Here is a 14,948-nt window from a genome sequence, read left to right as displayed (position 1 = left end):
AAAAAATGAACGAAGCTGACGGGCATCTCTTGCAATTAGTCCAGTCCGGTGATCAAGAGGGATGGCGGCAGTTCGTTGATCGTTTCCAGCGACGGTTGATCGCGTTCGCGGTCAAACGCGTTGGATCGGTGGCCACCGCAGAGGATCTGGTCCAAGAGACGTTTGTCTCGTTCTTGTCGTCGCAGGAAAACTATCGTGCCGACGGTGAATTGGAATCGTTTCTGTTTCAGATTCTGCGTTATCGCATCATCGACCATTACCGTCGCAGCGGCATCCATCGAGAGGTGCCGGTGTGTGACTTCATCGGGTCCGATGCGAGTGATGTCGTCACGGACGCGGTGTCAACCGAACCGGGCGTCAGTTGGTACGTCCGCCGCGACGAGCAAGACGAACGGGCCATCCGTGCGCTGGCCGGCGCGGTGCGTCGTCTGGCGCAATTCCTTCAATCGGGCGAGCGATTCAAAGAATTGCAGATCGCCGAAGGGTTGTTCTTCGCGCGGCGACGCAATCGGGAATTGGCCGCAGTGATGAACAGCAGCGAAAACGAAATTGCCGTGGTCAAACGACGCTTGATCGGGCGGCTGCGAGACGATGTGAGTCAATCGACCGAGCCATTGGCCGACTGGGGAAACGACATGACATTGGCCAGTGACCTGTTGAGTCGCGTCTGGGAATCGCAGCGACCGAGTTGCCCCAAGCGAAGTACGTTGGGCAAATTCACGCTCGGCATTCTGCCACCGCCGTGGGCGGAATACGTCGATTTTCACGTCCGAACTCTGGGGTGCGGTTTTTGCCGCGCGAACCTGGACGAACTCAATCCGGATACGTCACGGGATGATCAAGATGCCGCCCGCGAGCGACTGTTCGAATCGACGATCGGCTTTTTCAGTGCGTCGCTGGGGCGGTCGGGCGAGAGCGAGATCTAGGGTAAGAAAATTTTGGAGGTAGGAAAATTGGATTGGCCTTGATGGTGGACTTCTCCAAAATCTTCCTCCCTCCGAAATCTTCCTACCTCCAAAATCTTCCTACCTCCAAAATCTTCCTACCTCCAAAATCTTCCTACCTCCAAAATCTTCCTACCTCCAAAATCTTCCTACCCATTCCGGACCCTCTGCGTGCCCGGATCATCCTCCGGACGCGACAATCTAATGCTTCTTCTTGGCGTTTTTGATTGGATTCAGTGGCAACACGTCGGCCCGCTGGGCGTAGGCCTGCCACATCGCCGCCAGCTGTTCGACGCGCTCGGGTTGCTCGTCGGCAAGGTTGTGCTGCTCACTGCGATCGTTCGCGATGTTGTACAGTTCCCATTTCCCCTTGGCACTCTTGGCGACCAATTTGTAATCCCCGACGCGAATCGCACGATTGCCTTCGTGTTCCCAGTAGATCGCTTCGCGCTGGATGGGTTTTCCTTCAAACGTCGGCACCAAACTCTTGCCTTCCATCGGCTTGATCTTGCGACCGCCGTGGAAAACGGTCGGATACTCTGCACCGGAGACATCGACGGCGGTCGCCATTAAATCGACCAGGTGCCCGGGCGTGTGTTCCAGTTCGCCATGACGAGTGACCTTTGCCGGCCAGTGGACGATCAACGGCGTCGAGATGCCTCCTTCGTGGGTCCAGTGTTTGTATTCTCGAAACGGTGTGTTGGAGACGGTCGCCCAGGCGCGTCCATAGCCGATGTAGGTGTCTGCCGGTCCCGCCATCACGCCCTTGCCGGTCCGGACCGGGAATCCGTCGCGGGTTTGTTTGGGTTGCATGTCGGGCTGCAGATAATCGTCGGGCAATTCGGGCAGGGGTGCCGTTTCGCTGCGTTGCTTGCCCTTGCCGCCCCGGCCATAGCCTTCGGCGCAGCCGCCGTTGTCTTGGAAGAAACAGATCAGTGTGTTTTCAAACTCGCCGGTATCGCGGAGCGCTTCGACGATCCGTCCGATGCCCTGGTCCATGTTGTCGATCATCGCAGCGTAGACTTCCATGTTGCGTTTGTCCCACTCCCAGAACTCGGTTTCTTTGGCACCTTCGGGGACGGGGAAATTCGTCGTCGCCTTCGGATCGATGACGCCAAGCTCGATCATTTTTTGGTACCGCGCCGCGCGGATGGCGTCGTACCCGGCATCGTATTTCCCCTTGTACTTTTCGATGTCCTTTTCCAAGGCATGCATCGGCCAGTGGGCGGCGGTAAAGCTGACGTACATGAAGAAAGGTTGATCGCCGGTTTCGAAATGATGCTCGTTGATAAAACGAACGGCGTGATCGGCGATCGCATCGGTGTAGTAGAACGTACCGTTGGTTTGTTCCTCCGGTCCGTATTCGGGATCGGCCGATGGCGAGATGTATTGGTTGTCGCGGGTCAACGTGTTGGGATCAAAGAAGCTACCGGCGCCGTGGATGGTGCCGTAAAAGCGATCGAACCCGCGTTGGCGAGGCCAGTTGTGCTTGTCCGCCTCGTTTTCCGGTCGGATCATTTTGGTGACGTGCCACTTTCCCGACAGGTAGGTCCGGTAACCGGCCGGCTTGAGAGCTTCGGCCAAAGTGACACAGTTTCGATTCAGATCGCCGCGGTATCCGTCGTAGCCGCGATCATTCATCATGTGACCGATCCCTGCCTGATGCGGATACAACCCCGTCAGCAGACTTGCCCGCGTGGGGCAGCACCGCGCCGTGTTGTAGAACTGTGTGTACCGCAGGCCGTGTTCGGCGAGCGCGTTCAAATTCGGCGTCTCGATCTCGCTGCCGTAACATCCGATATCCGAATAGCCCATGTCATCGGACATGATGTAGAGGATATTCGGGCGAGTGGCGGACTCCGCGTTTGCAATGGACAGAGACAGGGTTTGCGTCAACAGAGCGACAACTGCCATCCGAGCGAGCGGAGTGATTCTGTTTCGCAAAGGACGCGAGAATGACTGGCGGCAACCGGCCCGCTTCGAAGCAAGGAATTGAATCATGTCGAATCCGATTTGGTCTCAATGCGGGTGTCTCTGGCGGCACGGAACCGAACACGGTCCCGCCGACAGTTTCTTCTCTCCCAACCCGCAAGTCAAATCCCAGCTTCATCACAGCGGTGTGCGGCCTCCGGTGCATCCAAAGATCTCTCCGGTGACGCAGCTCGCCTCTGGACTGGCCAACCAAACATACAGTGGCGCGAGCTCAATCGGTTGGGCGGGACGATTCAACAGCGTGTTGCCGCCGAACGTTTCCATTTTTTCCGCAGGCATCGTGCTGGGAATCAATGGCGTCCAGACGGGGCCGGGAGCAACCGCGTTGACTCGCACGCCCTCTTTGATGGCCAGTTCTGCCATCGCCTTGGTCATGCCCGCGAGCGCCGATTTACTTGCGGCGTATGGCAGCAGATAACCGGCTGGCTGGAAGCTTTGAATCGACACCGTGTTGATGATGCTTCCTCCCGGTGGCAGATGTTTCATCGCCGCCCGCGACAACCAGAACGTCCCGTACACATTCGTCTTGAAAACGCGGTCGAACACTTCGGTTGAAAAGTCATCGATTCCATCCCGTGTCTGTTGGTAAGCCGCGTTGTTGACCAGAATGTCCAGTCCGCCAAACTTGCTGACCGACTGCTCGATCAAATCCGCGCAAAAGGATTCATCGCGCACATCGCCTCGGATCAATTCGGCGCGGACGCCGGCCTGCTGCACCAACTCGGCCGTTTGCTCGGCATCGTCATTTTCGCAAAGGTAATTGATCGCGACGTTCGCGCCTTCGCGGGCGTAACAAATCGCAACGGCACGCCCGATGCCGCTATCACCGCCGGTAATCAGCGCCGAGAGGCCACGCAGTTTTCCCGACCCTTGGTAGGACTGTTCTCCGTGATCCGGCTGGGGCGACATCTGGGCCGTCGATCCGGGGACATCAAATTTTGACTGCTGATCAAACGGCGGTTGCGCGTACATTGGTCGCGGATCGACCAACTGGATCCGCTCGTCGACGTTGGTTGCCATCGTGGTTGCCTGTGGTTCCTTATTCGCAGGGTGAAAATTGGATTGGCTGAATTGACTACCGGAATTGATACTCGGAGTTGTCCTTGTCGAAATCTTCCGGAGTCAAACCGACGTTCAGTTGTAGATCACAGTAGGCATAGCGTTCGATCAAGACGGGTTGATCGTCGTCTTCGCTGGGCCAATCGTAGGCTTCGAACCGAGTCGGCAATTGCAGTTCTTTGTCGATGTAGACTCTGGCGCAATGAAACGGCAAATCGTCCCGCCGCTCGGGGTGGATGACTTCGAAGAGTCTGCATGGACGTCCATCGACGTCGACATCTTCGACCACGTTGGTCTGGCACTCGCCGCCGGCCAATTCGATGCTGCCGAACTCAATCATCCGTTCGACCAGACGCTGGATTCCGAAATCGTGAATCGTGTACCGACTATTCTGCGTCGCCATCTCGCTGGTCGGTTCAATCAGTGCGGTGATAAACGCCAACCGCGACCCGCCTTTGCGGACAAGCATCTTGCCGTCGTTTTGACCGGCGACCCAAAGCACCTCTCTGCCTTTGATTGATTCGGGTGCTTTGTACTTGAGGTAAATGCTGACCGAGCCATTGCCGTCCGCGCCCGGTTCATCGTGATGTTTGACTTTGGCTTGGCAACACTTGACGCTTTGAAGCTGTCCGTCGATCCGTTCCTGGGCGATCAACGTGCAGGTGTAATCTTGAATGTCGCGACGACAGCGTTCCAAGCTTTCTTGTCCCTGAATCAAGATCGCACGTAGCGGGTTCAGCGAATCGGACTGGCGGGCGGCGGCCTTCTCGATCCCGACACGCGGCTGATGGGAACTGATGGTGTTGGAGCGGACCAAAAGGGTTGACGGTTGCGGCGGAGTGTCTTCGGCAACCAACGGGGAGATTGTCAGCGCCAACAGTGCGACCGGGGGCAACACGTGCGTGAAAGGATTTGGTCTCATGATTCAGTGCTCCAGTTGTTCAAATTGCGTTGTAGGTCTTGATTCGCATTCCCACACCACAAGCGAGTTGGCTGCAGTTGATCGGCCAAGCTGGTTGATTTCGCGTCAACGACGCAGCCTCCAGATGTTCTACGTATGCTTGGCGAATCGGGATCTGCAATGCTCTGGGAAGGAAACGAAAAGGGAAACGAATTGCCGAGATCATTCAGGCGACGATTGCCCCCATCGGATCGTCGCCTATGCAACTGGCGTGCCCGTCGCGCACCGAGAACTTGTCGCCAACCGGGAACTTGTCGCGCACCGAGAACCCGTATCGCACCGAGACGCGGAACAGCGAGCCATTGCGACGGGTGATCCTTCAAGACAACGGGGCTCCAGCTACACTATCGTCCGTCGGCAGCACTCGTTCGCGTCCAGCGTCGCCCTGCCGTCCCGCCACCCGCCCCTTGAACTTTCATCGCACCATGCTCCCCCGCTTTAAGATGCTGCTCCCTCGCTCACTCGCGTTTTGGTTCGTCGTCGTGACACTCCCCGCCGTCGCCGCCGACCCGGACACGTCGCAAGAATGGGCCGTTGAGGACTACCCCGGCCCGAGTCGCCAACAGGCGATCGACTGCGACACGGGAACTTGGATGAACCTGGATGTCAGTCCCGACGGAACCCAGCTGGTCTTTGATCTGCTCGGCGACCTGTACCTGATGCCGATCACGGGGGCTGACGGGACCGAAGCGACGGGCAAGCAATTTCCCAAGAATTTGACCAACACCGTTGCTTGGGAAATGCAGCCACGCTTTAGCCCGGACGGCAGCCAGATCGCGATGACCAGCGACCGCACCGGCAAAAACAAGAAAGGCGGCGACAACCTCTGGATCCTCCCTCTCGATGGATCCTCACCGACCCAGGTGACCAGCGAAACGTATCGTCTGGTTTGCAATCCCGTCTGGTCGCCCGACGGTCAGTATCTGGTCGGTCGCAAACACTTCACCAGCCGGCGGTCGCTCGGTGCCGGCGAGTTTTGGATGTACCACCGCGACGCGGTTGCCAGCGGGGCGACCGCGGGCGTGCAACTGACCAAGCGTCCCAACGACCAAAAGGATGTCAACGAGCAGGTTTTTTCACCCGACGGACGCTACCTGTATTACAGCCAAGACGTGACACCGGGCGACACCTTTGAATACGACAAGAATTCGCACCAGGGCATTTATGCGATCAAGCGGTTGGACCTGATCGAGGGCACGACGGAAACCCTGATCCGCGGGCCCGGCGGAGCCTGCCGCCCGACACCGTCGCCGGATGGAAAAACACTGGCCTTCGTTCGCCGTGTCGGGGCGAAGACCGGATTGCATTTGTTTGATTTGGAATCGGGCGCAATTCGATTGGTCGATGACAACCTGGAACGTGACATGCAAGAATCGTGGGCGATCCACGGCGTCTACAGCGCGTTTGATTTCACCCCCGACGGGCGATCCATCGTGATTTGGGCGAAAGGGAAAATCCGCCGGATCGAATTGGAAAGCGGCGCGTCCGAAATCATCCCGTTCCGCATCCGCGACAAGCGAACCGTCAAGACCGTTGTTCGCCACAAGACGCCGGTCGCCGAAGTCGATTTCGATGTCAAGATGTTACGCGACGTCTGTGTGTCGCCGAGCGGTGACCGCGTCGCCTATCAAGCACTCGGATACATCTACGTCAAATCCTTGCCCGACGGTGAACCCGTTCGTTTGACCGAACAAACCCGGCACTTTGAATTTGCACCGTGTTTCTCCCGTGACGGCAACTACATCGTTTACACCACATGGAATGATCGTGATCTCGGAACGATTCGAATCGCATCGACCGATCCGGCGGCCGACGAAAACTGGATCGTGACCGATCAACCGGGGCACTACACCAACCCGACGTTTTCGCCCGATGAAAAACGGGTGGTGTTTGAACGCCGCGGCGGCGGCCACCTGCGGTCGGCGCTGTGGTCACGTGAACAAGGGATTTACCAAATCAATTGGCGTGACGGAGTGGCAGAGCAGATCACCCAATCGGGCAGCGATCCACAGTTCGCCGCCTCGGGCGATCGAGTTTTCTTGACGCGACGCAGCGGCGGAAAAGAATCCGACAACGTCACCCTGTATTCGGTCGACCTTTCCGGCCAACACGCCCGCGATCACTACACGAGTGACTGGGCGACCGAGATGCAGATCTCGCCGGACGGAAAGTCGCTGGCGCTGATCGAGCGGTTTCATGTCTATGTCACTCGCTTTGTTCACGCCCCGTCGGCGATCAAAGTCGGTCCCGGCGGAAAGGGCTTGCCGATCGCCAAAGTGAGCGAACAAGCCGGCGACTTTGTGCATTTTTCCGGTGACGGTTCGGCATTGCACTGGTCCCTCGGACCGGAACTGTTCACCTGCGACGTTTCTCAAGCAATGGTCAAGTTGGCAAGCGTCGGTGTTGAACCGGACGATGCTCCATCGGATCAGGCGGAAGCGAATCAGGCGGATGCGGAAGCAGATGCCCAGGCAAAGGAAACCGAAAACACCTCCCCGCCGGCTGTCCAGAACGTCCACATCGGCTTCACCCATCCCCACGCCAAACCCGATGAAACCCGTGCGTTGGTCGGCGGAAAAATCGTCACGATGGGCCCGGCTGGTGTGATCGAAGACGGCGTCGTCTTGATCCGCGGCAATCGAATCGTTGCCGTGGGAAGTCGCGAGGAGGTCGAGTTGCCGGACGATGCGATCAAAACGAATCTCAAGGGCCAAATCGTGTTGCCGGGTTTGATCGACACGCACGCCCACGGGGCCCAAGCGACCGACGGGATCACGCCTCAACAGAACTGGATCGATTACGCCCGTCTGGCGTTCGGCGTCACCACGATCCATGACCCCAGCAACGACACGCACAGTATTTTCGCGGCCAGCGAAATGACCAAGGCGGGCGTGATCCATGCCCCACGAACGTTTTCGACCGGCAAGATTCTGTACGGTGCGACGGGCTCCTACAAAGCCGAAATCGAATCCCTGGCCGACGCCGAGTTTCATCTCAAACGGATGAAGGCCGTCGGAGCGTTCAGTGTGAAAAGCTACAACCAACCACGACGCGATCAACGACAGCAAGTCTTGGCGGCCGCTCGAAAGCTGGACATGTTGGTCGTCCCCGAAGGCGGTTCGACGTTCATGCACAACATGACGATGATCGTCGATGGACACACGGGGATCGAACACACCTTACCGGTGCAAACGGCCTATGACGACGTCATGGATCTATGGCGAGGCACCGGCGTGGGATACACGCCGACGTTGAACGTCGCCTACGGGGGGCTCTCGGGCGAGCGTTATTGGTACGAGATCGACGACCTGTGGTTGCACACGCGGTTGAAAACGTTCATCCCGCCGCACATCTTGAACCCCCGCGCCCGCCGCCGCGAAAAATCACCGTTGGAAGATTACAACCACATCAAGGTCGCCGAAATCGCCAGGCAAGTGGTCGAGCAGGGCGGGCTGGTTCAAACCGGTGGTCATGGTCAGCTTCCGGGAATCTGCACGCACTGGGAAATGTGGAGTTTTGTGCAAGGTGGAATGACTCCCATGCAGGCGCTCACCTGTGGAACGATCAACGGAGCGAAGTACTTGGGGCTGGATGACGATCTGGGATCGATCGAAGCGGGCAAGTTGGCGGACCTGATCGTGATCCGCCGGGGCGCCGATCCGACCAAGCAGATTCGTGACTCGGAAAAGATCCAATTCGTGATCGCCAACGGCAACCTGTTCGAAGCCGATCGGATGAATCGCATCGGAGACAACGCGCCCCGGGCGGAGTTCTTTTGGGAAGCCAACGCCGGTGCGGGCGTGTTGGCGACGGCATCCGAATCGGTCGGTTGCAGTTGTCATCGCGGCAGGTAGGTCACACTGTGACCATCGGCCTGCCCTACGATTCGCGCAAGCATTGCATGAACCGGCTGAGCAATTGGTCGGTCGCGGGCGTGTCTTGCACGCTTGCCTCGAACACTTCCAGCGAGTCTCCGGTGATCGATTCGACGTAGGCCGGGTAGGCGTGGATCCGTTCAATGAAGGCGACGCGGTCCAGTTCGGGATGAAATTGAGTCCCGTAGATGGGCCGATCCTTGACTCGAAAGGCCTGGTTTTGGTTCGTTTCACTCCGCGCCAACAAGACGGCTTGGGGGGGCAATCGGACGACGCAGTCCTGGTGTCCCATCGGGGCGAGAAAGCGGTCGCCCAATGGCCCGAACAGTGGATCGTTACGTCCGGCCTGGGTCAATTGAACTTCGATGGAACCGAGTTCAGCCCGCGAGGCGTCGGTCACGACTTCGCCGCCGAGCGCCTTGGCCATCGCCTGGAATCCCCAGCAGGACGCGAACGTGGGCTTGCCCAATTCATACAACTCCCACATCGCCAGCAGAGCCGGCGGCAGCCAGTCCCCGCCCTCGGCGACCGAGTAGTCACCGCTGCCCCCCAACAGAACAACATCGACGGCATCGAGTTCTCGTATCGTCGGCGCGCCGGCCAGCAAATCGTGAACCCCGATTTGAGATCGGTCGCAGTTCAACGCCCTGGCGAAACACCCGATCTCTTGATCGCGCATCAGGTCGTCCGCATTGCGGATCTGCAGCAATAGAAACCTGTCCATCAAACGCATTCTCTCCTGCGGTAGATCACTGTTCGGAAGAGAGTTTATCACACCCTGTCAATCTCTACCGGTTGCACGGATTGCCCGGCACGAGAGCCGTGCTTTTGAGGCTCAGCCCCACTACAAGACGGAGCATCGCGACAATCGCTCCGATAGAACGTTCGTATTGCATGTCGATCGGATGTGCTTTGGATCAACTTGGCAGGGAAGCCCGTTGATCATTTCTCATTTGGGAGTTGAGCGGTGCGCACGGATGCCATTAGACATCGCAAGATGTCGCTATCGGCTTGTTGCTTGTTGTCTTTGGTCGGTTGTGCTCAAGTCGGTCCGCACCCCGACCCGCCGGCGACTGCGACAATCAATGCCTTGTCCCTGACCACCCCGGCGCCCGCAGCGCCCGACGGCATGCAGTCCGGCGCCGCCACGCCGGTGCGATCCACAGCGACACGTGAAACGACCGGTGCCGTCGACACGGTCGCCTACGCGGACGAGGGGGACGGAGAGGCGATCAGTTTTGCCGATCAATTGGAACGAATCGCATTGCAGCCGGTCGATCTCCAGGCGGTTGAATCGCGATTGGAATCGTTCAGCGATCTGGTGACGGCCGACGGACCTCAAACGGTCGGCGAGAACGTCTACTCGCTCGAACAACTCGAACAACTCGCGCTCAGCAACAATCCCGCGATCATCGCCGCCGGCGCAACGGCCACCAAGGCCGCCGGGTTGCGGAACCAAGTGGGGACGCGCCCGAATCCGACGTTGGGCTATTTCGGGCAACAACTCGCCGATGAAAATACCGACCAGCACGGCGTGTTTGTGGAACAGGAATTTGTTCGCGGGAACAAGTTAGAACTCAATCAAGAAGTCTTGGGCCACACGATGTCGGCCCAACGTTGGGAAATGCAGACCCAGCGGTTTCGCGTCTTGACGGATGTTCGTGTCCGCTTTTTCGAGGCCGTTGCGGCGCAGCGACGAGCCGACGCGACGCGCAATTTTGAAACGGTCGCCCGTCGCGGGGTTCAGATCGCGAAGGAGCGTCAAGAAGCCGAAGAGGGCAATCTGATCGAGGTCTTGCAGGCCCAGACGTTGCTCAGCGAAATCATGCTCGCCGCCGAGCAAGCGGAAATCGAGTATCGGGGTGCGTGGCAAGATCTGGCCGCCGTCGCCGGACTGGGCGATGCAGCCCCCGCGCGATTGGTCGACGCTCCCGCGACACCGCAATCATCCCGCGATTGGGAAGCCGCTTACAGCCAGATTCTGTCCGAGAGCCCCGAGTTATCCGCCGCCAACGCGTTGGTCTGTGAAAAGTACGCGTTGCTGAAGCGACAACGCGTGCAAATGGTTCCCAACCTGACCGCTCAGTTCGGTGCCGGCTATGACAACGCCACCGACTCGGGCATGATCAATCTGCAGTTCGACGCGCCCCTTCCCGTCTGGAACAAGAACGCGGGCAACATCTCCGCCGCCTACGCCGACTACACGCGAGCCTTGGAGAATGTCAAACGCATCGAACAAGCGATCAAGGCCAGACTGGCGCGGACCGCACAAGCCTTCGACTCCTCGTTGGCGGCGGTCACGAAGTACGAGCAGGAGATCATTCCCCAGACGCAGAAAAGTTTGGACCTGAGTGAAGAAGCCTACCGAGCCGGTGAACTGGAGTTCTTGCAAGTCCTGGTCGTTCGCCGCAGCTATTTCGAATCGGCGATTCGTTTGATCACCGCCCAAGGTCAACTGGCACAGGCCAACGCCCAAGTCGAAGGGCTGTTATTGACCGGCGGCCTGGACGCCCCGGCCGACTACACCGACGGCGATGGAATCCGCGGCGCGTCCTTCGGCGGACAGTGATTTTGAATGGTGTCGGAGCTGAGTGGCAAAACGATAGGTGGCAGAATAGTGGGGTGGCAGTCTGCTGTTCTGTACCGATCCTCCCCATCTCCTTGTCTCCCCATCTCCCCATCCCATCTTCATCATTCTGCCCCGAATCATTCTGCCTTCTCCTCACCTCCCCTCGGCATTGTCTTGCCCCCATTGTCTTGCCACCCGCTCTGAGCAGCAAACACGCACCGAAGGCAAGAGTTGTTCACGTGATGGACAGATTCTTTCCATGACATTCTCCGCCACAGCTTGGCACTCAGGCGAGAAACGCGTTGCGCTGGCATGTGATGCGTCGGTGCGGTGATGAAATCGCTGCGTGGTGGTTTTGGCACATCGGTTGCAATCCCTTGAAGGGAAACGCTGTGAAGTCTTTTTTAGCGGTAGGGCGCGAGCCCTCCGATGTTCCGGTAACGATGAGGAACCGGAGGGCTTGCGCCCTGCCGCTATCACCTCGTCAAACGCAGGGGATCAATACTTCGCAGCGTAGCCTTGAAGGGGTCGATCAATCGTGCGGCGCGATCCGCCGATCCCGTCGACGGCAAGTGGATGGTGTCCGCCGTGCGGCCGAGATGTTTGATGTCGAAATCGCTGATAGAATGGGAATTCCAGAACCGCCAGAATCAGGTTTGCAAGCCGCGGGCCGGCTTGTGTCGGGTCGCGCGGGTGCCTCGAATTCCCAGCCTCCGTCAGTTTTTGCGCATGTCCAACCGCGTGTCCGCCCTGTCATCGATCCTGCGTTCACCGACGCGAATTCTGGGGATCGTCTTGATGCTGGTTTTCACCGCCGAAGTCGGCGTGATGTTTCTGTTGCCCCACGTGATGCCCGAGTTTCTGGGTGAATCGGGGACCGCGGTGCTCGATGCGGTGTTGCTGACGATGGTTTGCGCGCCTGTGCTGTGGTGGGTCATCATCGGCCCCTTGCGGCGAATCGCGATCCAGGAACATCAACGTTCTGAAACGATCGTGGCCAACGCCAGCGAGGGCATCATCACGTTTGACAGTGAAGGGCGTGTCGCGTCGTGCAATCGCGCCAGTTCGGAACTGTTGGGCGTCGACCCCGCCGATTGGGTCGGAAAAACAACGCAATCACGGATGCCGGACTTTCCCCGTTCGTTCGAGACGCTTCCCTGCGAGTTTCGTCTCAACGTCGATCGGCAAGACGGGACATCGTTTCCGGTCCAGGTCTCCGTCAGCGAATACCCCTCTGAAACCGGGCAATTAAGGATCGCGATCCTCCGTGATTTGACCGAGTTCGAACGGGCCGAACGAGAACGATTGTTGATGGCGCGCGAAACCGAAGCGTTGCGTGCACAACAGATGGCCACATTGGCTCAACTGGCCACCGGCGTCGCGCACGAGATCCGCAATCCGCTGACGTCCATCAAAATGTTGATCCAGGTCAATCGCAGCAAGTTCGCCGACGAGGGACTGCCGACCGACGATCTGGAATTGGTGGAACACGAGATTCGGCGGATGGAACGCTCGGTCAATGGTCTGCTCGACTATGCTCGCCCCGAACATGGTGAGTCGAAGACGTTTCCGATTCAAGACGCCATTGGTCGCACCGTTCAATTGATCGACGGACGGTGCGGCACCCAAAACGTCAACCTGGCGCTGGACTGCCCCGATGCGCCAATTTACATCGATGGTGACCTCGCACAGCTTCAACAACTGCTCTTGAACCTGACCCTCAACTCACTCGATGCGATGCCCGAGGGAGGCGAATTGGCGATCTCGGTGACGTCCGATGACTCGCAAGTCGAAGTGACGGTTGCCGACACCGGCGACGGGATCAGCGACGCGATGTTGAACAAACTGTTCACGCCCTTCGCGACCAGCAAACCCAATGGCGTCGGTCTGGGGCTGGGCATCTGTCGCCGGATCGCCCAGTCACATCACGGCAGCTTGGTCGGTTCCAACCGAATCCCGCGGGGGGCACAGTTTCGATTGACGCTGCCGATCGCCGGTCAAATCGCCGGTCAAACGGACTGCGAGCGGGACCGAGATTCCGGCGACACGTCCGACAGCGAGGAATCATGCAAAGCCTGTTAGTCATCGATGACGAAGCCTCGATCTTGAAGGCGTTCGAGCGTGCGTTCGCGACAGAAACGACCGCGGTCATGACCGCAAAAAACGGCGCCGACGGGGAAGCGTTGTTCATCCAGGCCAAACCCGACGTCGTGGTCTTGGACCTCAGCCTTCCCGACACCAACGGACTGGAATTGTTCAAGCGGCTGCGCGAGATCGATCCCCGCATCCCGTTCATTTTCATCACCGGTCACGGCACCGTCGAATCCGCGATCGAAGCGACCAAGCTGGGGGCGTACGACTATCTGTTCAAGCCGTTGGAGCTGGATGAGATGCGTGCGCTGCTGGAAAAGGCGTTTAACCTCAGCCGCATGGTGCGGGTCCAACCCGTGCTGGCCGATGAAGATGCCCCGATGGGTGAACCAGTTGCCGACGCGATCGTCGGTCGTTGTCACGCGATGAAAGAAGTCTACAAGGCGATCGGCCGCGTGGCGTCGCAAAACCTGACCGTCCTGCTGTTGGGCGAAAGTGGAACCGGCAAGGAAGTCGTCGCCCAAGCGATCTATCACCACAGCGCCCGAGCCAGCGGACCGTTTCAAGCGATCAATTGTGCGGCGATTCCCGATGCGCTGTTGGAAAGCGAGATCTTTGGCCACGAGAAAGGAGCGTTCACCGACGCCCATCGCCAGCGGATCGGCAAACTCGAGCAGGCCGACCGCGGCACATTGTTCTTAGACGAAGTCGGTGACATGTCACCGATGACGCAAGCCAAGCTTTTGCGTGTGCTGCAAGACCAGACGTTCGAGCGTGTCGGCGGCAACACACCGATCAAAGTCGACGCGCGGATCATCGCGGCGACGAATCATGATCTGAAAAAGCTCGTCACCGAAGGCCTGTTTCGATCGGACCTCTATTTTCGGCTCAGCGTCGTGACCATCCATCTGCCTCCGTTACGCGAGCGTGAGGACGATTTGAAGGTGTTGGCCGAGTATTTTCTGCGACGCTATAGCAACGAATTCGGCAAGGACATCCGGACGATCGCGCCCGAGACGCTCGAGATTCTGGATCAATATCATTGGCCCGGCAATGTTCGAGAGCTGGAAAGCGTGATGAAGCAGTCGCTGTTGACGGCCCGGGGCAACATCCTGCTGCCCGACTTTCTGCCACCGCTCAGCCTACCCGCACTCGGCGCCGGAAGCACGCAAGCGGATTCGCAGGCCGACATATCGAGTTTTCTGTCCGAACAATTTGTCGCCCGACGTTTAATAGAGGGGACGGACAACTTGTACGCGGAAGCGATCTCGATCGCCGAACGGCAATTGATCACGCAAGTGCTGACCCACACCTCGGGCAATCAACTCAAGGCCGCGACGATCTTGGGCATCTCACGGGTGACCCTTCGCAGCAAGATTAAATCGCTGGGCATCGACATCAATCAGTTCACCTAAGTGTTTGCGAGCGGGAAAGGCTTCCTGGCTCGTCGATGCACG

9 protein-coding genes are annotated in these 14,948 nt (G+C 58.5%); 5 read left to right on the top strand and 4 right to left on the bottom strand.

What is annotated here, in order from left to right:
• The first annotated feature begins 5 nt into the window (after nt 1-5).
• A complete protein-coding gene (locus tag TBK1r_RS29380) occupies nt 6-926 on the top strand; it encodes an RNA polymerase sigma factor (RefSeq protein WP_145218644.1) in 921 nt (306 codons plus the stop codon).
• Between the two features lie 219 nt (nt 927-1,145).
• Here the strand turns inward: TBK1r_RS29380 and TBK1r_RS29375 are convergent, their stop codons facing one another.
• The 3 genes from TBK1r_RS29375 to TBK1r_RS29365 all read right to left on the bottom strand — a co-directional run bounded on the left by TBK1r_RS29375 (nt 1,146) and on the right by TBK1r_RS29365 (nt 4,917).
• The gene (locus TBK1r_RS29375) at nt 1,146-2,858 is read right to left on the bottom strand and encodes an arylsulfatase (RefSeq protein WP_145218642.1); all 1,713 of its coding nucleotides are present in this window, start codon (nt 2,856-2,858) and stop codon (nt 1,146-1,148) included.
• A gap of 195 nt (nt 2,859-3,053) precedes the next feature.
• A complete protein-coding gene (locus TBK1r_RS29370; protein ID WP_145218640.1) occupies nt 3,054-3,956 on the bottom strand; it encodes an SDR family oxidoreductase in 903 nt (300 codons plus the stop codon).
• A gap of 55 nt (nt 3,957-4,011) precedes the next feature.
• Nucleotides 4,012-4,917, bottom strand: coding sequence for a DUF1571 domain-containing protein (locus tag TBK1r_RS29365; protein ID WP_145218637.1), 906 nt, complete (start codon nt 4,915-4,917; stop codon nt 4,012-4,014).
• A 464-nt stretch (nt 4,918-5,381) separates the two neighbouring features.
• Between TBK1r_RS29365 and TBK1r_RS29360 the strand changes: the two genes are divergently transcribed.
• The gene (locus tag TBK1r_RS29360) at nt 5,382-8,810 is read left to right on the top strand and encodes an amidohydrolase family protein (protein WP_145218621.1); all 3,429 of its coding nucleotides are present in this window, start codon (nt 5,382-5,384) and stop codon (nt 8,808-8,810) included.
• A 25-nt stretch (nt 8,811-8,835) separates the two neighbouring features.
• On the opposite strand, the gene TBK1r_RS29355 is transcribed toward TBK1r_RS29360, so the two are convergent.
• Nucleotides 8,836-9,555: a type 1 glutamine amidotransferase gene (locus TBK1r_RS29355; protein WP_145218619.1), complete on the bottom strand. Its 720-nt coding sequence runs from the start codon at nt 9,553-9,555 to the stop codon at nt 8,836-8,838.
• A gap of 366 nt (nt 9,556-9,921) precedes the next feature.
• Between TBK1r_RS29355 and TBK1r_RS29350 the strand changes: the two genes are divergently transcribed.
• The 3 genes from TBK1r_RS29350 (at nt 9,922) to TBK1r_RS29340 (ending at nt 14,906) form a co-directional block, all read left to right on the top strand.
• Nucleotides 9,922-11,400, top strand: a complete 1,479-nt coding sequence (locus TBK1r_RS29350; RefSeq protein ID WP_419580506.1) for a TolC family protein — start codon at nt 9,922-9,924, stop codon at nt 11,398-11,400.
• Nucleotides 11,401-12,129: 729 nt separating this feature from the next.
• Nucleotides 12,130-13,482, top strand: a complete 1,353-nt coding sequence (locus TBK1r_RS29345; RefSeq protein WP_419580505.1) for a sensor histidine kinase — start codon at nt 12,130-12,132, stop codon at nt 13,480-13,482.
• Nucleotides 13,467-14,906 (top strand): sigma-54-dependent transcriptional regulator, encoded by a 1,440-nt coding sequence (locus TBK1r_RS29340; RefSeq protein WP_145218614.1) that lies wholly within the window; start codon nt 13,467-13,469, stop codon nt 14,904-14,906. The genes TBK1r_RS29345 and TBK1r_RS29340 overlap by 16 nt, the downstream gene beginning before the upstream one ends.
• Nucleotides 14,907-14,948: the final 42 nt, after the last annotated feature.

Source organism: Stieleria magnilauensis (assembly GCA_007753675.1).
GTDB classification, from domain to species: Bacteria; Planctomycetota; Planctomycetia; order Pirellulales; family Pirellulaceae; genus Stieleria; species Stieleria magnilauensis.
The sequence above is the reverse complement of the archived record's forward strand: the minus strand, read 5'-3'. Positions and strand labels throughout refer to the sequence as shown.